14 protein-coding genes are annotated in these 19777 nt (G+C 60.6%); 2 read left to right on the forward strand and 12 right to left on the reverse strand.

What is annotated here, in order from left to right:
- Positions 1-89 precede the first annotated feature (89 nt).
- From GIW04_RS03255 to tssA, 12 genes are all read right to left on the reverse strand, one after another.
- The gene (locus GIW04_RS03255; RefSeq protein ID WP_057975240.1) at positions 90-749 is read right to left on the reverse strand and encodes a hypothetical protein; all 660 of its coding nucleotides are present in this window, start codon (positions 747-749) and stop codon (positions 90-92) included.
- Complete coding sequence (locus GIW04_RS03260) at positions 749-5095, reverse strand: RHS repeat-associated core domain-containing protein (protein ID WP_120247442.1); 4347 nt, start codon at positions 5093-5095, stop codon at positions 749-751. The genes GIW04_RS03255 and GIW04_RS03260 overlap by 1 nt, the downstream gene beginning before the upstream one ends.
- Before the next feature lie 12 nt (positions 5096-5107).
- Positions 5108-5542, reverse strand: a complete 435-nt coding sequence (locus GIW04_RS03265) for a DcrB-related protein (RefSeq protein ID WP_120247443.1) — start codon at positions 5540-5542, stop codon at positions 5108-5110.
- 15 nt (positions 5543-5557) lie between these two features.
- Positions 5558-7501 (reverse strand): type VI secretion system Vgr family protein, encoded by a 1944-nt coding sequence (locus GIW04_RS03270; protein ID WP_120247444.1) that lies wholly within the window; start codon positions 7499-7501, stop codon positions 5558-5560.
- Positions 7502-7658: 157 nt separating this feature from the next.
- A complete protein-coding gene (gene tssH, locus GIW04_RS03275; protein WP_003195568.1) occupies positions 7659-10313 on the reverse strand; it encodes a type VI secretion system ATPase TssH in 2655 nt (884 codons plus the stop codon).
- The gene (gene tssG, locus GIW04_RS03280) at positions 10306-11349 is read right to left on the reverse strand and encodes a type VI secretion system baseplate subunit TssG (protein ID WP_034134071.1); all 1044 of its coding nucleotides are present in this window, start codon (positions 11347-11349) and stop codon (positions 10306-10308) included. Before tssG ends, tssH begins: the two co-directional genes overlap by 8 nt.
- A complete protein-coding gene (tssF, locus tag GIW04_RS03285; protein WP_003195564.1) occupies positions 11313-13172 on the reverse strand; it encodes a type VI secretion system baseplate subunit TssF in 1860 nt (619 codons plus the stop codon). The genes tssG and tssF overlap by 37 nt, the downstream gene beginning before the upstream one ends.
- Positions 13169-13684, reverse strand: coding sequence for a type VI secretion system baseplate subunit TssE (gene tssE / locus GIW04_RS03290; protein WP_003195563.1), 516 nt, complete (start codon positions 13682-13684; stop codon positions 13169-13171). Before tssE ends, tssF begins: the two co-directional genes overlap by 4 nt.
- 72 nt (positions 13685-13756) lie before the next feature.
- Positions 13757-14245: an Hcp family type VI secretion system effector gene (locus GIW04_RS03295; RefSeq protein WP_003195562.1), complete on the reverse strand. Its 489-nt coding sequence runs from the start codon at positions 14243-14245 to the stop codon at positions 13757-13759.
- A gap of 155 nt (positions 14246-14400) precedes the next feature.
- Positions 14401-15897: a type VI secretion system contractile sheath large subunit gene (tssC, locus tag GIW04_RS03300; protein ID WP_003195559.1), complete on the reverse strand. Its 1497-nt coding sequence runs from the start codon at positions 15895-15897 to the stop codon at positions 14401-14403.
- 2 nt (positions 15898-15899) lie between these two features.
- The gene (gene tssB / locus GIW04_RS03305) at positions 15900-16406 is read right to left on the reverse strand and encodes a type VI secretion system contractile sheath small subunit (protein ID WP_003195557.1); all 507 of its coding nucleotides are present in this window, start codon (positions 16404-16406) and stop codon (positions 15900-15902) included.
- Between the two features lie 54 nt (positions 16407-16460).
- Positions 16461-17480, reverse strand: a complete 1020-nt coding sequence (gene tssA, locus GIW04_RS03310; protein WP_003195555.1) for a type VI secretion system protein TssA — start codon at positions 17478-17480, stop codon at positions 16461-16463.
- Positions 17481-17873: 393 nt separating this feature from the next.
- Between tssA and tagH the strand changes: the two genes are divergently transcribed.
- Positions 17874-19202: a type VI secretion system-associated FHA domain protein TagH gene (gene tagH, locus GIW04_RS03315; RefSeq protein WP_120247445.1), complete on the forward strand. Its 1329-nt coding sequence runs from the start codon at positions 17874-17876 to the stop codon at positions 19200-19202.
- Between the two features lie 57 nt (positions 19203-19259).
- Entirely contained in the window at positions 19260-19769 is a 510-nt protein-coding gene (gene tssJ, locus GIW04_RS03320) for a type VI secretion system lipoprotein TssJ (RefSeq protein WP_003195552.1), read from the forward strand.
- Positions 19770-19777 lie beyond the last annotated feature (8 nt).

Genomic DNA, 19777 nt, shown 5'->3' on the forward strand with positions numbered 1-19777 from the left:
GCAGAGCGCCTCTCGCTGTGGATTTCGATCAAGCGATGCTCGGCATCGTAGATGAAGGTTCCCGTTGACCTTGGGTGTTGTTCTGGTTATCAAGACAGATGCAGGTAAAACAGTTCCACTTCATTTGGGTCTTCAGAGGACCTCAGCACAGCTTTGTATTTGTCTTCAAGTTTCTGATTTAGACCTTCGTTATATAGCAAATAAAGAGCAGGATAATCAGTGTTGGTGCGAATCCAGTCTTCCGAATCTGCTTCGTCAAACCAACATTGGGCTAATCCAATACTGGTCAGCAACTGCTCTTTCCAGTCAGGTTTTTCATCCAGGCTGTCAAATGAATACAACCATATTGAAAAACGCTCATTGAAGTTCTCAAGCGTTTCGCCGGGATTTTTTAGTGGCCGCCAGTCCGTCAGTTCGGCGACAACATGGTTGGAAGTCCGGGTTTTAATAGTCTTCTCGATAATAGACTGGGACCAGTTTTCCGGATATTCAAACCGTTCGTCTCGGAGTGCTTTATTAAGGACGTTGTTCACGCACGTCATCAGCGCTGGGTCCACTATCTGAAGCGTCAAGTGGAGAGAAAACCATCCCTTGCTCTTGGATAGATTTATCGTGTAGCGACGAACTCGACCACGCTCGCCATTCGTTTCAAAATTTCTGCCTTTTTTTAGCGCGTACCCATGTTTCGCGAAGGGTTCTGCTAAGAATGAGGTCAGTAACTTCAATATATCTTTTACAGTTTCAGTCATTACGGCAACCTCCATAGTGGGACCCTGGCTTCGCTAACGGTTACGCCTTTTGTGCTCTTTCCAGAATTACCAAATATGCCTTTCCCATCGGCGATGATTTTGTCTTTTGCAAGCTGGGCTTTAGACCGTACAGCACCACCTGACTTGACCTCAATTGCGACGACTTTCCCGGTTTTGTTATTTTTTATCAAAATGTCTACGTAGCGGCCTCTCCCTGCACCTGGAGTTTTGACATAAACCTGTGTACCGAGCACGGTCACTTTGGGATTATTTAATAGCTTCTGATGCACCAGGTTTTCAGCGGCTTTACCGTTGACTTTATTCTGCCTCCTTTGTGCTGAGGAACAGGCCCAGCCCCAGGGGTCTATCCAACCCGTCGGGTTAGGAGCGTATTGGTAAAGATTGCCGCCTCCCGCCAACCCAATCGGATCCGGCGTCGTAAACCTCCCCACATCCGGATCATAAAACCGAAACGTGTTGTAGTGCAGCCCAATCTCCCGATCCAGATACTGCCCCTGGAGCCGCAAATTCTGCTCTTCTATAAAGTACGCTTCACGCACTTCTTCGTCCGCATTCCCCCACACCTGATAGCGCGCCTGCCACACCGTTTTCCCATCAGCTTCGGTCAGTTGCTCAGGCAATCCATTCAGGTCGTTGTGGTAGTAGCGCACGCTTTGATGCTCACCCGTGCCGTCCACTCGAGCCAGCGGTACATAGCCGTCTTCTTCATAGAGATAGAGGCTGGTCTGGCTATGCCGATGCTCCTGCAGCAGGCGCAACCCCTCCCAATCAAAGCGGGTTTCACCCAACGGATAACCGTTGCTGTCATGTTCGGTTTTAGCGATGCGCCGGCCGAGGGGGTCATAGGTCATTTTTACGACCGTTTCGCGTCCATCCTTCTGGCTACGGACTTCGATCAGGCGATGCTCTGCGTCGTAGGCAAAGAGCTGTACGCCGCGTAGGGCACTGCGCTTTTCGATCATTCGGCCGAAACCGTCGTAACGATAGCGTTTGTCCTGATAGGTCAACAGCTTGTTATGCACCACCAGCCCCGCACTGGCTGACGGACCGTCCAGCAGGTTTGCTGCGGCATCGTAGGCAAACGTTTCTCGCTGGCCCTGAGCGTTGTCCTGGCTGGCGATAATGCGCCCGGTCGCGTCGTAGTGGAGCAGTTGGCGCTGATCCCGACGGTTATCGCGGTCACGCTCCAGGCGGCCGATCAGGTTATCGGCCGGGTCATAGTCAAAGTGTTTTTGCTGGGCGGCCGGCAGTTGCGTGGGCTGGCCGTTGGAACGGCGTATCCGTGAGCGCAGGCGGCCGCTGCGGTCATATTCGCTGCGCGTGGTGATCTGGCCTTGGGTACGCAGGACTTCACGGTGCAGGCGGTCGCGTTCGAAGTCGCAGATGACGCGCCCGTCGAGGTTGATCTGGTGCAGGTGGCCGCTGCCGTAGTACAGGCGGTTGAGCCAACGGCCGTCGGGCAATTGCGTCTGGATCAGGTTGCCGAGCTCATCGTAGTGGTAGTTCAGGCTGCCGGCGGCGCTTTGTTCGATAAGCAATTGGCCGCGCGCGTCGTAGGCGAAGGCCAGTGCCTGGGTGGTTTCGTCATTGCCGATGAAGGTGACAGCGGTGAGTTGGTCCAACGGGTCGTAGGTGTATTCGGTGCGACCATCATCGGTTTGTTTCAACAGCAAGCGGCCCACTGCATCGCGTTCGAGTCGATGCACAATTGAAGGCTCAGGTGTCTGCCCTGTGGGCACGTACTCAACGGCGGCTACGTTATCCAGAAGGTCATAGGCATAACGTCGGGCGCTGCCGTCGAGGTCTTGCTGCTCTACCAGACGGTCGCACGGGTCCCAGGTAAAGCGGTAACTCTCACCATTTTCATTGGTCAGGGTTTGGAGGTGTCCGTAGGCGTCGTAGCGGAACTCAATCTGCCTGCCATGGGCATCTATTCGTTGGCGCACTTGCCCGCGGCGTCCGTATTGGTAGCGGGTGGTGTGACCTGCGGCATCGGTATAGCCGATCAACAACCCGCTGGTGTCACGCAGGTACTGCTCGATGCGGCCGTCCGGCATTTCGCTCTGTAGCAACCGGCCTTGGCTGTCGTGTTGATAGCGCTGGCGCTCACCCAAGGCGTCAATGACCACCTGCAAATGACCCTGGCGGTCGTACTCGAATGCTGTGGGGTACCCCGAACAGTCGATATGCTGGATTAACTGTCCGGTTTCATTCCAACGCAGGGTTTTGCTTTTGCCCGTGGCATCGATGATCTCCACCACCTGTCCAAACGTATCGTAGCGATATCGTGTGACATGCCCCAACGGATCGATTTCACTGACGCAATTGCCGCGCTGGTCATACTGATATTGCCACGCGTGGCCTGCCGCATCGGTCTCCACCAACGGCAGCGACCAATGCTCCAGCCATAACGTCGACTCGATACGCCCCAATGGATCCCGAGTGCTGCACAGGTTGCCGGACTCGTCGTAGCCGAACTGCCATTTGCCGCCTTGCGGATCGGTGGCGCTGAGCAGCTGACGCTCGTCATTCCATTCAAACTGCCAGGTTTTTCCCAGGTTGTCGCTGTACTCGGTTATCTGGTACTGCGGGTTCCAGCGGCGTGTGCTGACCCGTTGCAAACCATCAGTAATGCGCGTCACACCGCCCGGCAGGTCATAGTCGAACCGGTACTCGTCACCTTCGTCGGTCCAGTGCCGCACCACGCGCCATTCGCTACCGTCCACACAGTCCCATTGGTAGTAACAACGCAGCCCGGTGGGCAGCTGATGCTCGACCATGCGCTGGCCGCTGTCGTAGGTGAAGCGGCGTTGCACATTTGCGTCGGTATCGCGAACTTCGGCCAGGTCGCCGCGAGCATCGTAGCCGTAACTGACAAGGGTTTCTTGGCTGTGATCGGGGTATAGCCGTTTGACTTGCTCCACTCGCGCAGGCCATTGCTGGCTGTAAACAAGTTCGACACGCACATGGTCGAACGTATCTCGTAAGTGGCTCAGCCGACCCTGAATGTCATAGTCAAGGAAGATTCGGTTGTCGTTGCGATCCCCCAATTGGCTAAGGCGCAGGTGTGAGGCGTTGCCTGGCGTTGGTTCGAATAGCCGATACAGCCCATCAACGCTTTCGATCAGTAGTTGGCCATTGGTATTGCGCCGTACGCTCAAGCCTTCTCCTGCGCTGAATACGGCACCGCCCAGCGGGATCACGCCCATGTCGATCTGTCGCGCTTGCTCATCGGTGTAGACCAGCCGTTCCCCACCGTCGGGGTGTACGCCGATCTCGACGCAGACCTCGTAGATCACGCTCCAGCTGGCACCGAACAGACCGTCGCGACGCTCGTCCCGGCTGCTGTAGTAGCGCTGCCACTCGATAGGGAGCAGGCCGGGCAGGGTGAAGTCCAGGTCGTCTTCCCCATCAAGAATTTTCGCGCCCGTGGAGCTGTGTACCGGGTTAGGCGAGCCTGCTACTGCGGAGGTAATGGCATTGGTCACTTGGCTGGTGCCCCACGACACCAGTCCACCAACGACCATGCACGGCAGCTTGCTGAAAAACTTGGAGCCCCCACCGCGCAGCATCAACAGCGCGGTCACCGCCAGCCCGACACCGGGGGTCTTGCCGCTGCGGATCTCGCGCACCACCACGGGGCTGCCGCCAATACGCACGTTGCTGGAGATCATCCCCGACTCGACAATCGATGCGTCGCAGGTACTTCGGTCACCGCTGCGGGCGGCCGGCTGCCCATTAATCGTGACCTTGCTGGAGCCTTCGGCAATAAACTGCGGTGGCATGGGTGGATGCTTGGTGCAGATGACGATGTCCAGCGGTTTGGGGACTGCGCCCGGCGCAGGAACCGCCACGGTGGGGCGCCACATCTGCGAGAAAAATCCCTTGGCCATGTCCAGGTAGCTGGCTTCCTCGGGATTGCCGCCTTCGGCAGGTTGCGGGCTGACCGGGCCGATTGCGCCTGCGGCACGCGCAGCGGGTATGCCGTTGGTGAAGGTGTTATGTGAGCCGGTGGCAATGGTCGCCATCACCACCGGCGGGAATAACGCATTGCCTATCCAGTCACAAACTTTTGTCAGTCCCTTGTCTGCCCCCGTCTTGCTCATGCCAATGCCGACGATGATGCCTACCACGGCGCCCAGTACAAAGCAGCCTAGCCCGCCGGTTACAACCGTAATACCGGTGGCGGCCACAATCGCAGCCGTGGCGACGGCCGTAATAGCGATGTTGGCCGCAATTTCCAGCACGCCGCCCAGGATGTCGGCCATCGCCGAGGTGTGCAGCAGGCCGTCGCCGAGGCGTGCCGCCCAGAGAGCGTCAGACATGGATTAGGGGCTTCAAGGTTTGGGATTCAGCTGCAGGGTGCTTTTGATGGTTGCCCAATGGGCGCTTTCAGCATCGCCCAGGGGTTGGGCTTTGACATAACTCAGGGCAAGCATCTGCCGAGTGCCGGGTATCACAAGTGCTAACTGGTATTGATGGATGCGCTCGGTGCCTTTGCTGAACTGGTTATGCACTTCGATGGCGTCTATCTCCTGCGCCGCGCCTACACGAAGAGCCTTGGCCGGTTGATAGCGCAAGTCCTGTACCTGCTTTTCCAGCTTCGCCAGTTGCTCTTCGAAGTTGCTCTGCAGCGTCTCGCCATCACCCAGCAGGCTGCGGCTAACGATCAGCGACGTACCCAGCGCGGCGAACTTCAGAATATTGATGGAAGCATCCTGAACCTCATCGCTGGGCAGGGTGAATTCAAATTCATTGAGTCGATAGGTCATTGAAACGGAGTCTCGTTATTGGCCGGAAGACGGCTTGGGAAACATGGCGTTGACGGCGGCGTCAATGTCGCCCTTGACCCCTTGGCCCATGGGTGTGGTGCCGCCTTTGCCGCCAATATTCAAATGCAGATTGCCTCCGGTGTTGATCTCGGAGCTGCCTTCGGAATACACATTGATCTGAACACCGGTGAGATTGATCTGCCCGCTGGCATTGAGCTCCAGCACGCTTTTGCCACAAACCAGACGCAGGTTTTCGCCCACTTCAATCAGGTAACTTTTACTGATGGCGTCTGTCTTGCTGAACCCCACCATGAGCATGTCGTCGTGCTTGACTGCACGTACCCGGTCGTTGCCGACGGTCACGATTTCGTCATGCCCAATGCTCTTATTCCGGTCATGCCCCACCGAGTGGCTCTCATCCACCTCCACCACGATGTCCTGGTTACGCTCGGCATGGATATACAACTGCTCCAACCCCTTCTTGTCCTCCATGCGGATTTCATTGAAGTTGGCCGGCGTTCCGCCTTTGCTGGAGCGGCTTTTCATGCCGCTCTGGGTTGCGTTCTCCGGCAAGTCGTAGGGCACCGTCTGCTCAGCGTTGTACACCCGCCCGGTGATGATCGGCCGGTCGGGGTCGCCTTCGAGGAAGCTGACGATCACCTCCTGGCCGATGCGTGGAATCTGCATCGAACCCCAGTTCTTGCCGGCCCAGGATTGCGACACACGAATCCAGCACGAGCTGTTCTCGTTGGATTGGTCGTGGCGGTCCCAGTAGAAGTGCACCTTCACGCGGCCGTACTGGTCGGTCCAGATTTCCTCGCCCTTGGGGCCTACCACCAACGCGGTCTGCGGGCCTTTGACGATGGGGCGGTGCGTGTTGGCCAGCGGGCGGAAACTCTGTTGGGCGTCGATGCAGGTCAGGCTGCTTTCGAACTGCGCCGAGCCTGAGCCGCCACCGCTTTCCAGGCTTTCCTGCACGATGAAGTAACGGCAACCGACGATCAGGTATTCGCGGTTCTGGTCCTGGCGGCTGAAGCCGGTGAGGCTGAACAGATGGCCCGAGCCCAGGCCGCGCGCGTTGCCGCTGAACTCGATCTGTTCATGCAGGGTTTGCAGGGCTTCGATGCGGGTGCGCGCATAGTGTTCGCCGTCGGCGCTTTGCACGTAGGTGCCGGGGTAGTCGTACAGCGGGTAATCGCCGGCGGTGTGCGGGCGCGGCATGGCCGAGCGCACGTCGATGCTCGCGCTGGGGCGCTGGAAGTCGTAGTCGTTCAGCTCCAGTGAGCCTGGCTGCACCTCCTGCGCCAGGTGCCAGTTGTGCATATGGTCGCGTTCGCGCTGCTGCTCGTCCTTGGGGTAGTAGGGGATCGACGCATAGCCAGGCACGTTGGTGTGAGCGCCATAGGCGTCGGCCAGCACCAGCACATGGCGATCCTGTTCATGGCGGAAGAAGTAGTAGATGCCTTCCTGTTCCATCAACCGGCTGACGAAATCGAAGCTGGTCTCGCGGTACTGCACGCAGTATTCCCACTCGCGATATGGCCGGCTGAGGGCGTCTTCGAAGTCGGAAAAACCCAGGTCGCGGAACACCTGCTTGATAATCTGCGGGATGCTCAGGTTCTGGAAGATACGGCAATCGGAGGTACGGCTGAGCAACCACAACCAGGGGCGCAGGGTGGCCTGATAACTGGCGAACTGGCCCTGGTCGATGTTCTGGCTGCAGCGCGCGACGATGCCATGAAAGTACCGTTCGCCACCGTCGGCCAGTTGCAGGCCCACGCTCATCGGTTTGCCCAGCAACTGGTTGAGGTCGATGTTGGCGTCCAGGGACGTCAGTTGCAGCTCATAGTTGAACAGCCGGCCCAGCTCTTCACCGCCGCCCATTTCGTTGAGCAGCAGCACATCTGGCCCGAGGGGGCTGGTGATCTTGGCCAGGCGTGAGGCTTGGTTGAATAGCATCGGTAGTCCCGTAAATACCTTAATAACTGAAGAAACCGAATCCAGTGTGGGAGCTGGCTTGCCTGCGATGGCAGTGGTTCAGTCAACATTGATGTTGAATGTCAGACCGCTATCGCAGGCAAGCCAGCTCCCACAGTTTTGACCGTGTTTCTTCAGGTCAATCGTTGAACTGGTAGTGCAGTTCATTATCCCGACTGCTGATCCGCACCCCCGCCAACGCCTTGCCTTCCAACATGCGCGTGAGGAACTCGCGGCTCATGTCCGGCAGCAGGCTGTTGGTGAGGATGGTGTCGATCATGCGCCCGCCGCTTTCAGTCTCGGTGCAGCGCGAGACGATCAGGTCGACCACGGCGTCGTCATACTCGAACGCGACTTTGTGGGTATTCTCCACGCGCTTCTTGATGCGGTTCAGTTGCAGGCGCGTGATCGCCTTGAGCATCTCGTCGCTCAGCGGGTAGTACGGGATGGTCACCAGTCTACCGAGCAAGGCCGGTGGGAAAATCTCCAGCAGCGGCTGGCGCAGGGCCTTGGCGATTTCCTCGGGCTCGGGGATGTTCGCCGGGTCTTTACAGACGTGGGAGATCAGTTCGGTACCGGCATTGGTGGTCAGCAGGATCAGGGTGTTCTTGAAGTCGATCACCCGGCCTTCGCCGTCTTCCATCACGCCCTTGTCGAACACCTGGAAGAAAATCTCGTGCACGTCCGGGTGGGCTTTCTCCACCTCATCGAGCAGCACCACGCTGTAGGGCTTGCGCCGCACCGCTTCGGTCAGCACACCGCCTTCGCCGTAGCCGATATAGCCCGGTGGCGCGCCTTTGAGTGTGGACACGGTGTGGGCTTCCTGGAACTCGCTCATGTTGATGGTGATGACGTTCTGCTCGCCGCCGTACATGGCTTCGGCCAGGGCCAGTGCGGTTTCGGTCTTGCCCACACCCGAGGTGCCGGCCAGCATGAATACGCCAATCGGCTTGCTCGGGTTGTCGAGGCCAGCACGGGAGGTCTGGATGCGCTTGGCGATCATTTGCAGCGCGTGGTCCTGGCCGATGATGCGTTTCTTCAAGTGTTGGTCGAGGTTGAGCACAGTCTCCAGCTCATTGCGCGCCATGCGGCCCACCGGGATACCGGTCCAGTCGGCGACCACCGAGGCCACGGCCTGGTAATCCACGGTCGGCAGGATCAACGGGGTTTCGCCTTGCAGGGTGGTAAGGCGTTGTTGCAGGTCGACCAGTTGTGCACGCAACTCATCGTTGCCGCTGTCCACCACACCGGCTTTTTCGCGCAAGGTGGCACGGGTAGCCAGCAACTCATCTACCAAGGCTTTTTCTTCAGCCCAACGGCTTTCCAGCGTGGCCAGACGCTCACGCTCGGCGGTCAGCAGCGCTTCGCTATTGGTTTGACGCGCACCAATGGCAATGCCGATCGCATGCTCGCGGGCGATGATTTGCAGCTCGGTTTCCAGGGCCTCGATACGGCGACGGCTGTCGTCCACTTCCGCCGGCACAGCGTGCAGGCTGATAGCGACGCGGGCGCAGGCGGTGTCCAGCAGGCTCACGGATTTGTCCGGCAACTGGCGCGCCGGAATATAGCGGTGGGAGAGCTTCACCGAGGCTTCCAGAGCTTCGTCGAGGATCTGCACCTGGTGGTGTTTTTCCATGGTGGACGCCACGCCGCGCATCATCAGCAGGGCCTTGTCTTCCGACGGTTCGGCAACCTGCACCACCTGGAAGCGGCGGGTCAGGGCCGGGTCTTTCTCGATGTGTTTTTTGTACTCGGCCCAAGTGGTGGCAGCCACGGTACGCAAGGTGCCACGGGCCAGGGCAGGCTTGAGCAGGTTGGCCGCGTCACCGGTGCCGGCGGCGCCACCGGCACCCACCAGGGTATGGGCTTCGTCGATAAACAGGATGATCGGCTTGGGCGAGGCCTGCACGTCTTCGATGACCTGGCGCAGGCGCTGTTCGAACTCGCCTTTCATGCTGGCGCCGGCTTGCAACAGGCCCACGTCAAGGCTGCGCAACTCCACATCCTTGAGTGCAGGCGGCACGTCACCGGCGACGATGCGCAGGGCGAAACCTTCGACCACGGCGGTCTTGCCCACCCCGGCTTCACCGGTGAGGATCGGGTTGTTCTGGCGCCGACGCATGAGGATATCCACCAGTTGGCGAATCTCCTCGTCACGGCCCACGATGGGGTCGAGCTTGCCGCTGCGGGCCTGTTCGGTCAGGTCCACAGTGAAACGCTTGAGCGCTTCCTGCTTGCCCATCGCGCTGGGCGCCATGGCGCCGCTGGCCTCGCCAGGGACACCGGCATTGAAGCCGTCGCTGGCGCTCAAGGCGTTTTCCGGCGAGTCACCGATGTATTCATCAAAGCGCTCGCTCAAGGCCTCGGCCTTGATCTTGTCGAACTCGCCGGACAAGCCCAGCAGCGCATGGCGCAGGCTCGGTGTCTTCAAGATGCCCAGCACCAGATAACCGGTGCGCACCTGGCTTTCGCCGAACATCAGGCTGCCATACACCCAGCCGCGCTCTACGGCCTCTTCCACATGGGAGGACAGGTCGGTGATCGATGTGGAGCCGCGCGGCAGGCGGTCCAGGGCTTCGGTGAGGTCGCGGGCCAGGCGCGCCGGCTCCACGTTGAACTGACGGATGATGCGGTGCAGGTCGGAGTCCTGCAGTTGCAGCAACTGGTGAAACCAGTGGGCCAGTTCCACATACGGATTGCCCCGTAATTTGCAGAACACGGTGGCGGCTTCGATGGCTTTGTAGGCCACGCTGTTGAGTTTGCCGAACAGTGCGGCGCGACTGATTTCACCCATGCTCTGGATTCCTTGAGGTGGTGGCGTGGTCGGCGTAATGCCGGGCCAGGATTAGGTCGTTGGCGTCATGCGCAGGTTGGCCGAGCCAGGTGTTGAAGCCCAGGCGGAACTGGCCGTTGAGTTGCAGCGCCGGTACTTCGGGTTGTTGCAAAACCAGGTTCAAGTCCCAGTCCAATTCATGGCCCAGGTACTCGGCCACCCACGCCACCAGCTCGTTGAACGGCTGTTGGCCGGGCAGCATGCCCATGTAGTTATCCAGCGTGAGCGGGCCCAGGCGGATGCGGAATTTGTGCTGGCGGTCCCATACGTGGCTGCCCAGGCAGAAGTCCACGCCCAACTGGTTGGCGCTGACCCCCACGCGGCTGCGTTCGGGCAGTTCAAGCCATTGGCCGACGTATTCCTCGATCTCTACCGGCAGGCCGAAGTACTCGCCCAGGATCGCTTTCAAGCCATCCGGGTAGCGGGTTTGCGCCGACAGATGGCCGCTGTAATGCAGCTTCGCGGTATCGGGGATCAGCCCTTGATTGAGCAGGCTCGGCATCCCGCGGCCACTCAGGGCGGCGAGGCGGGCGGACCAGTAGTCATCGTCCGGGCGGTCATGGCTGACCGTTGGCCGCGCCTCGGCCCAGGCCCGATAGAACAGGGTCAGCAGGCGATGGTGGAATACATCCAAGAACTGCTTGCTGGTGCTGTCGGCGTTGTTGCGCTGGCGCTCGCGCACGTACTCGGTGATGTGCAGCGGCAGCGGGCCGTTGGGGCCGCCGAGGCCGAAGAAGAACTGCTCCAACCGCGCCGGCTTGCCATCGCCTCCTGGCTCGACCGAGGCAAGGGTGGCGGGTGCGAAGGTGCAATCGGCCTGCTGCCCCAGGCGCAGCGGATCATCGGCCAGGCGCAGGGAATGGCCCAGGCGTGGCAGCTCGGGCGTTTCGCACTCGATGCGCCGCAATGCCTGGAAAAAGTCATATTCCCAGGGCTCCTGGTGCATCGCGTCCAGGGTTCTCACAGGGTCGGACGCCGTCCGGGCTTGGCTTTCCATCGCATGATCTCGCCGCGTTCGGTGGTACGGATCACCGTCTCGGTAAAGCTGTTGATCGACACGTAGCGTGCCAGGAAGCGCTCCAGCACTGCACCGAGCAGGAACACGCCGGTGCCGCGAAACGCGTTTTCATCGAACTCCAAGGTGATTTCCAGGCCGCGACCAAACACAATCGGGCCAGGCATCGGCAGGCGTCGGGTCACCGCCTTGCTGCTGACTTCGCGCAGACCTTCGATCTGCAATTGCAGGGCGGCGTCATTGCTGTCGCCGTATAGGCGCAGCAGTTCGCGCAAGGCGCCGGCGCCCTGGCCCTGTTCGCTCAAGGACAGGTAGTTGAGCGATAACTGGCTGATCAGGCGCCAGGCCTTGGCGTCATGCGCATGGCTGGCACGCGGGCGGCTTGGCCCGGCGACGCACCGCACGGCCAGCACCGGCGCACTATCGGCCAGGGTGAAGTCGGTCTTGCCGTTGCCCACGCTCATGAACAGCGGCAGGTCGCGGTTGGTACACAGCGCCGTCACGCCCAGTTGGCGCAGGTCATGGCGATACGGCGCCTGGCGGCTGTCCACCAAGCTGACGAAGGTTTCACTGCCCACATAAGTGGAGCGTGGGCCATTGCGGCGCTGATCGCTGGACAGCACCCGCGGCTCGCGGCGCACGCTGTAATAGGCCTGGTCGCGGCCATAGCGCGACGGATCGCGCACCGCATAGAACGGCAAGAACGGCTGCTCCGGCCCGGTGCCATGGCCGGTGATGCCGCTCAACGAGTGAATCTCGAAATCCATCGGCCGCGTACGGTCGGCGATCACGTGGTGTTCATTGACCCGGTCGGACAAGTGGATGCGGTCCACGCGCTTGGGGAACAGGTTGATGGCGGGCGTGCAGAACGGCAAGAACTGCGCCGCGCCGACACTGCCTTCCAGGCTCGGTTCGTGGCGGTCGAACAGCACGATCAGTTCCAGCTCCTGGCCGTCACACCGTTTGACTGCACGGCTCAACTCGGCGAACTCAACGAACAGGAAGCGATGGGGCAGGGCAAAGTATTCCTGCAACAGGCGATAGCCCTGGAACGCCCGCGCCACCACCGGCATGGCCGCATCGGCATCATCGAACCCCCGCGAGCGCAACGCGCCCTGGGGCAGGCGCTCGACCCAATCGCCACCGGGCTGGCGCGCAAACACCGCGCAGGCATTGCCCAGCAGTTGTTCGTAGAGGCGAAACGGTTGTTCATCGGCGCCGCTCAGGTACAGCGGCAAGGTATCCAGGTCGAGGCTGTTGAACGGCAGCTCGGCACCGGTGCGCAGGGTCAGGCGCAGGCCGGCCTTGGCTTTCGGTTCGCTGGCGGCCAGGCGGCCGAGCACGGCTGCGGGGTTGCCGAAGTACTCGGCGTTGCTGACCTGCAACGGCCACAGCGTCACCGGGTGCGCGGTGCGGTACTCGCAGCAGGTCTGGGTTTCACGGCCCAGGGCGGCACGCAGCACGGTGTCACGGGGTAGCGGGAAACCGCCGGCCAGGGAGCCTTCATCGGGGTCGGTCTGCAGTTGCACTACGGTCATCGACGGCGTCGGTGCCAGGTAGTGCGGGTAGGCGATTTCCAGCAAGTTGTGGGTGAAGGTCGGGTACTCGGCGTCGAGCTTGAGCTGCACGCGGGCGGTGAGATAGGCGAAGCCTTCAAGCAAACGTTCGACGTATGGGTCGGCGCAGTCCATACCGGACAGGGTCAGCCGACTGGCGATCTTCGGGTATTCCTTGGCGAACTCGGCGGCGCTTTCGCGCACATGGTGCAGTTCCTGGTTGTACAGCTCCAGCAGGCGCGGGTTCATGGGCGTCTCCGCTGGTCGGCATTGAGCACGCGCACATGGCCGGACTCCAGGTCCACGTCGGTCTGCAACAGCAAACGCAACGGCACCGGCTGTGCCCACAGGTCGCCTTCAATCTCGAAACTCAGGGCGTTGTGATTCATCTCGCCATGGCCCATGCGCGCCTTGACCCGCAATGTGTGGCGCAAAATACGCGGCTCGAAGGTGGCGATTGCCTGGTAAATCAAGGCTTCCAGGGCTTTGATATCGACGCTCGAAGCGCTGTTGCCCGCCAGTGCCGGCAGGCCGTAATTGACCACCGATGTACCGGCCGGGGTGTGCAGCGTGGCATCGGTATCGAGTAACGAGGTGGTGTTAAGCAACCACGCCAGGTCACGCAGCACCGAGGCCTTCAATTGGGTCAGGGACAGCACGCGTTTGTCGGCGCTTTCCTTGGGGTTGGTCGGGTCGTCGTCGGTCAACCGGTCCAGCAGGGACGGTTGCAGACGGTCGCGGGAAGCGATTTCAGTTACCACCAAAGCAGCTCCACGGACGGGTTGAGAGAGGGACACAATGGCCGTGGCACCGGGCCACGGCCACAAGGGCTATCAGCGTTTGGTGTTGGAGCGGATGTTCCAACCAAACTTGATCGCGCCGCCGTCTTTGGTGCCGTCGGCTTTCTGCGGCTGGTAGTCGACCATCACTTGGGCGAAGTTCAGGGTGACGTTTTCGGTCAGGCGATCATCGCTGCCCGAACCGCCGGTGCTCAAGGAGGTGACCAGCACTTCTTCCAGGTTGATCACCATGTACTCGACCTGGCTCTCGCCACCGGCCTTGCGCACGGTCAGCTTGACCTTGTCGATGTGCTTGCCGCTGGCGCAGTGCATCATCAGGTTGGGCGAAGCCTTGTCGACGTACTTGGTCAACGACAGGTCCTGGATATTCACCTTGCCCGCACCACCGCCACCGCCGACGTGCATGTTGCCGGACTGGGACATGCCCCAGCTCCAGTTCAACACATCGATTTCGTCCTTGTGGGCCTTGTCCATGGACTCGCCCTTGATGTCGCCGATCTTGATGAAAATATCAACAGCCATGTTTTCTCCCTGTGTGGCTCATGCCACTTGATTGGGTGATCGTTCCCACGCTCTGCGTGGTAACGCATCCTGTGACGCTACGCGTCACCGGGACGCAGAGCGTCCCGGGCGGCATTCCCACGCGGAGCGTGGGAACGAGCTAGCTCAACCGTTACTTATGCGCTTTTTGCCGAAGGCAGCTTCGATACCAGGCGCAACGACACCGTCAGCCCTTCAAGCTGATAGTGCGGGCGCAGGTAGAACTTGGAGTTGTAATACCCCGGGTTGCCTTCGACTTCTTCCACGATCACTTCGGCGGCTGCCAGCGGGTGCTGGGCCTTGGTGGTTTCGGTGGAGTGTGCCGGGTCGCCGTCGACGTAGTTGAGGATCCAGTCCTGCAACCAGCGCTGCATTTCGTCCTTCTCTTTGAAGGAGCCGACCTTGTCGCGCACGATGCACTTCAAGTAGTGGGCGAAACGGCAGGTGGCGAACAGGTACGGCAGGCGCGCGGCCAGGTTGGCGTTGGCGGTGGCGTCCGGGTCGTCGTATTCGGCAGGCTTTTGCAGCGATTGGGCGCCAATGAACGCGGCGAAGTCGGTGTTTTTCTTGTGCAGCAGCGGCATGAAACCGTTCTTCGCCAGTTCCGCTTCACGGCGGTCGCTGATGGCGATTTCGGTCGGGCACTTCATGTCCACGCCACCGTCATCGGTAGGGAACGTGTGGGCCGGCAGGTTTTCCACTTCACCGCCAGACTCGATGCCGCGGATGCGCGAGCACCAGCCGTAGTGCTTGAACGAACGGTTGATGTTCACCGCCATGGCGTAGGCGGCGTTGGCCCAGGTGTACTTGGAGCTGTCGGCGCCGTCGGTGTTTTCTTCGAAAGCGAAGGCTTCCACCGGGTCGGTTTTGGCGCCGTACGGCAGGCGTGCCAGGAAGCGCGGCATGGTCAGGCCGATGTAGCGCGAGTCTTCCGATTCACGCAGCGAGCGCCAGCCGGCGTATTCCGGGGTGGTGAAGATCTTGGTCAGGTCGCGTGGGTTCGACAGTTCCTGCCACGAGCCCATGCCCATCACGGTCGGCGAGGCCGCCGCGATGAACGGCGAGTGCATGGCGGCGCAGACTTTCGACAGTTCGCCCAGCAGTTCCACGTCGGGCGGCGACTGGTCGAAGTAGTAGTCACCCACCAGGCAGCCGTACGGTTCGCCACCGAACTGGCCGTATTCTTCTTCGTACATCTTCTTGAAGATCGGGCTCTGGTCCCACGCGGTGCCCTTGAATTTCTTCAGGGTCTTGTGCAGGTCTGGCTTGGAGATGTTGAGCACGCGAATCTTCAGTTGCTCATCGCTCTCGGTGTTGTTGACCAGGTAATGCAGGCCACGCCAGGCGCTTTCCAGTTGTTGGAAGTCCTGGTGGTGGATGATCTGGTTGACCTGGGCGGTGAGCTTGGCGTCGATGGCGGCGATGATCGATTCGATCGACTTGATCGCGTCGTTGGACACCAGGTCGGTTTGCGCCAGGGCCTGTTCGGCCAGGGTGCGCACCGCGGTTTCAACGGCTTCGCGGGCACGCTCGGTCTTGGGTTTGAATTCTTGCAGCAGCAGGTTCGCGAACTCGCTGGCTTCTTCGGTGGTACCCAGGATCTGGCTGCCTTCGCGGGCGGTATTGTCCGTCATGATTACTGCTCCCCTGCAGGCTTGGGCGCACTGGCAAGTGCCTGAAGCAATGCCGGGTCCTTGATCGCCTTCATGATGATTTCTTCAGCGCCAGTCTTGCCGTCCATGTAGGTCAGCAGGTTGGCCAATTGGGTGCGGGCTTCGAGCAGCTGGTTCAGGGAGTCGACCTTGCGCGCCACGGCGGCCGGGCTGAAGTCGTCCATGCTTTCGAAGGTGATGTCCAGGCTCAGGTTGCCTTCGCCTGTCAGCTCATTGGGTACGTGGAACGCGACGCGTGGCTGCATGGCCTTGAGGCGTGAGTCGAAGTTGTCGACGTCCACCTCAAGGAACTTGCGGTCGGCCACGGGTGCCAGCGGCTCGGCAGGCTTGCCGGCGAGGTCGGCCATCACGCCCATTACGAAGGGCAGCTGGACCTTTTTCTCGGCGCCGTAAAGCTCGACGTCGTACTCGATCTGCACTCGAGGCGCACGGTTGCGCGCGATGAATTTCTGAGAACTTTGCTTCGCCACGTTGCTGCTCCTGGTCGCTTGAGCGACGGTGTTGTTACTGCACGGTCCGGCGGCTTACTCGCTTTCGGGGCCGCGCAGGTTTTCAAATTGGGACATGCCATCGGGAATCAGATTGCGCACGATGGCCGCAAAGTCGGCATGCACCAGATTCTTGGCTCGGTTCAACAACACCGGCAGCGGGCTCGAAGGCTCGTGGCGGGTGTAGTACGCGAGGATTTTGTCGAGGCTGCGCAGCACATCGTCGCGGGTGGCGATGTCGCCAGAAGGGCGAGGAGCTGCGGGCGCGGCGGCGTTATCGACCGAGGGGGCATTGTCTTCACTGACGGCCTCGGGATCGCTGCTGCTGTCGGTGCCTGGCACCGCTTGATTGAGCAGTTGCAGGGCCTGTTTGAGCGGCTGCTTCAAGGCGCTGAGGTCCACGCCCTGGGCGGAACCGACTTGGTCATTGACCTGTTGCTCAATGGCCTCGCACGCCGCACGCGCCGCGCTCAAGGCGTCACGGGTGGCTTGCAGTTGTTCGGGGTCGCTGTCCAGGAACGCGGCGTTGAGTTGCTGGTTGCCCAACTGCTCATCGGCGAAACTCTGCAGGCCGCTGGCGTTGAGCGCTGCGCGCAGGGTCACGGGCCCGAAGGTGCGCGAGCGCGTCAGGATGCTTTCGCGCAGCAGACGAATATTGGTCTCGCAGGTCAGGCCGGTAAGGGCGTTGATGCGCACGGTGGGGTCGTTGTCATCGTCGGCATCCAGGCGCGGGTGCAGCTCGGCCCAGTATTGGCGCAGCAAGGCGTCGATCAGCGTGAGGACTTCGGCCAGCCCGGCCACACCCTGGAGGGCGAGGGTGCTTTGCAGCAGAAAGTGGGTGATGCGCAGGTCTTTGCTGCGCTGCAACAGGTCGAGGCTTTGCTGCTGGATGCTGCGCCACTCGGGCGGCTCAGCGGGCAGGATCGAGTCGCCCATGCTGCGTTCGGGTTGGCCCTTGGCATCACGTTCCAACTGCAGAAATTGCGCGTCATATTCCATGTCTTCGCCACAGGGTGACGTCGCGGAAACGGCGGTGAGCAGCAACGGCACATCCACTGAATTCGATCTCCTTATCGGCCCGCTGGACGGCGGGCAATGCATGCACTAGTTGCGTAATGAACTTTGCATGTTTTCTTGGTCATATACTCAGCGTGCCACTACTGCGCCATCACTGATGTTCAAGAAGTTGTGCATTTTTGGTGTAGTACTTATGGCTTGTCAAGGTAAGCTATTCGCCCTCTGTGACAGATGTGCGGTGTTTAACAACCTGCGCGACTGGCGGGTCGAAAGGCGCGCCCAGAGCGGATTTTTGTCATGGAAGCCAGTTAAGATCAGCGATCATGCTGGTAAAAGCAGATTTTGGCGGTCGTTTGTACGACAGGACGGGACTTTCCAGGGCGGCACAGCCTCCTGGGTAGGCTGCGCGCGATGTATCAGCAAGGAGGCAAGATGTCGCTGTGTTTGACTATCACTAGTTATCACAAGATCACCCCTGGGCAATGCCCCGAAAAGTCCATGGATCAGGGCGTGATGGCTATTGGCCGCAGTTCTGACAATGACTGGGTATTGCCCGACCCCGAGCGTCTCGTCTCTTCGCAACATTGCGTTATTCAATACAAAGATGGCCGTTACTACTTGACCGATAACAGCACCAATGGTGTGGAATTGGTCAAGGCGGGTATTCGTATGCGTCGCGGTAACAGCGAGCCGTTGCAAGACGGTGAGTTGATCCGCATCGGTGATTACGAAATCCAGGCGCGCATCGACTTCAACGTGCAGGCCATCGACAGCCAGCCCTTTGCCGGTGACTCACCCAATAGCTTTGAAGCGCTGATGGGCGCCGTGGCGAGCTCGCCTGCGCCCACGCCGATGATCGCGCCGCAGTTCCAGGGCGCCTCGGCCATGGAAACCCTGCCAGACCTGTTCGACTTCCTCAGCCCCACCGCCGTGCCGCCGCCCACCGTGGCGGACCATGTGCCATCCGAGCAACACGATTTTCGCCCCCCGGCTCCAGTGGCCGTACCGGCGCCCGAAAAGCCGGCGGTGCAAGGCTCGGTGATTCCCGAAGACTGGGACCTGTTCGGCGACGCGCCCGCGCCCGTGGTCAATGCTGCGCCCGCCCCAGACCCGATCATCCCGCCGCCACCTGTGGTTGAGCCTGTTGCGCTCCCCGTGGCCAATGCCGAGCCACAACCGGACCTCCTGCAAGCCTTCCTACGGGGTGCGGGCCTGGACCAGTTGCGCCTGGACAAAGCCGACGCCTGCGCGCAGATGGAAAGCATCGGCCGCAGCTATCGGCTGATGGTCGAGGGCTTGATCGACGTATTGCGTGCGCGTGCCAGCCTCAAGGGCGAGTTCCGCATGCAGCAGACGATGATCCGCCCCGCCGAAAACAACCCATTGAAATTCGCCCCGAATGCCGATGAAGCGTTACTGCTGTTGCTGCGTCATGGCAACCAGGCATTCATGGCGCCGGACCTCGCCGTACGTGACAGTTTCGACGACCTGCGCGCCCACCAGTTGGCCGTGATGGCTGGCGTGGAAGCGGCGATCAAGCACCTGCTCGCGCGCTTTGAACCGGCGCAATTGGAGGAGCGCATGGGCAAGCCCGGCGGCCTCTCGAGTCTTTTCAACGGTTCGCGCCAGGCCCAGTACTGGCAGCAGTTCACCGAGCTCTACAGCAACATTTCCCGCGAGGCCCAGGACGATTTCCAGGACCTGTTCGGTCGCGAATTCAGCCGGGCCTACGAAGAACACAGTGCACGACAGCGAGGCTGAAAACGCCTCGCATTAATGGATAAAACGGATAGCTAAATACGTCATTGAGGACGCAGGATGATTCCCAGGTTTTTACTCGCAGCCGCTACCGCGCTGCTGCTGACGGCGTGTGCCAACGACGCGGTCAAACCCCAGGCGGCTGCCGAGGCCGAAGCCGACACGGCCGCCGTCGAATTGCACTTTCACGCGATTGCTGGGCTTAACCCCGGTGCCAACGGCCAGGCCGCGCCGGTGCGGGTGCGCATTTTCGAATTGAAAAACGCCGCTACCTTTTCACGCTCCGATTACTTCGCCCTGGCGGACCGTGCGCAATCGACCCTCGGCCTCGACCTGCTGGACCAGGACGAAGTGATGGTGCAGCCCGGCCAACAACTGAGCGTGCAGCGCGACCTCGACCCGTCCACGCGCCAGATCGGCCTGCTGGTGGGCTACCGCGAGTTGGACCGTGCGCAATGGCGCACGGTCATCAACGTGCCGCCGCGCCAATACAGCGAATACCAGATCAGCCTCGACGTGCATGCCGTGCGCGCCGACGTCGTGGCTTCCCCATCCAGCCCAGCCCAATAACAAGCAAT

The sequence above is a fragment of the Pseudomonas sp. PA-4-8C genome (genome assembly GCF_021606625.1).
In the GTDB taxonomy this organism is placed as follows: Bacteria; Pseudomonadota; Gammaproteobacteria; order Pseudomonadales; family Pseudomonadaceae; genus Aquipseudomonas; species Aquipseudomonas lactis.

Bases quoted from the DNA above. Each gene is read 5' to 3' on its own strand.
- GIW04_RS03255 (WP_057975240.1), bottom strand. From the start codon at position 749: ATGACTGAAACTGTAAAAGATATATTGAAGTTACTGACCTCATTCTTA.
- GIW04_RS03260 (WP_120247442.1), bottom strand. From the start codon at position 5,095: ATGTCTGACGCTCTCTGGGCGGCACGCCTCGGCGACGGCCTGCTGCAC.
- GIW04_RS03265 (WP_120247443.1), bottom strand. From the start codon at position 5,542: ATGACCTATCGACTCAATGAATTTGAATTCACCCTGCCCAGCGATGAG.
- GIW04_RS03270 (WP_120247444.1), bottom strand. From the start codon at position 7,501: ATGCTATTCAACCAAGCCTCACGCCTGGCCAAGATCACCAGCCCCCTC.
- tssH (WP_003195568.1), bottom strand. From the start codon at position 10,313: ATGGGTGAAATCAGTCGCGCCGCACTGTTCGGCAAACTCAACAGCGTG.
- tssG (WP_034134071.1), bottom strand. From the start codon at position 11,349: ATGGAAAGCCAAGCCCGGACGGCGTCCGACCCTGTGAGAACCCTGGAC.
- tssF (WP_003195564.1), bottom strand. From the start codon at position 13,172: ATGAACCCGCGCCTGCTGGAGCTGTACAACCAGGAACTGCACCATGTG.
- GIW04_RS03295 (WP_003195562.1), bottom strand. From the start codon at position 14,245: ATGGCTGTTGATATTTTCATCAAGATCGGCGACATCAAGGGCGAGTCC.
- tssC (WP_003195559.1), bottom strand. From the start codon at position 15,897: ATGACGGACAATACCGCCCGCGAAGGCAGCCAGATCCTGGGTACCACC.
- tagH (WP_120247445.1), top strand. From the start codon at position 17,874: ATGTCGCTGTGTTTGACTATCACTAGTTATCACAAGATCACCCCTGGG.
- tssJ (WP_003195552.1), top strand. From the start codon at position 19,260: ATGATTCCCAGGTTTTTACTCGCAGCCGCTACCGCGCTGCTGCTGACG.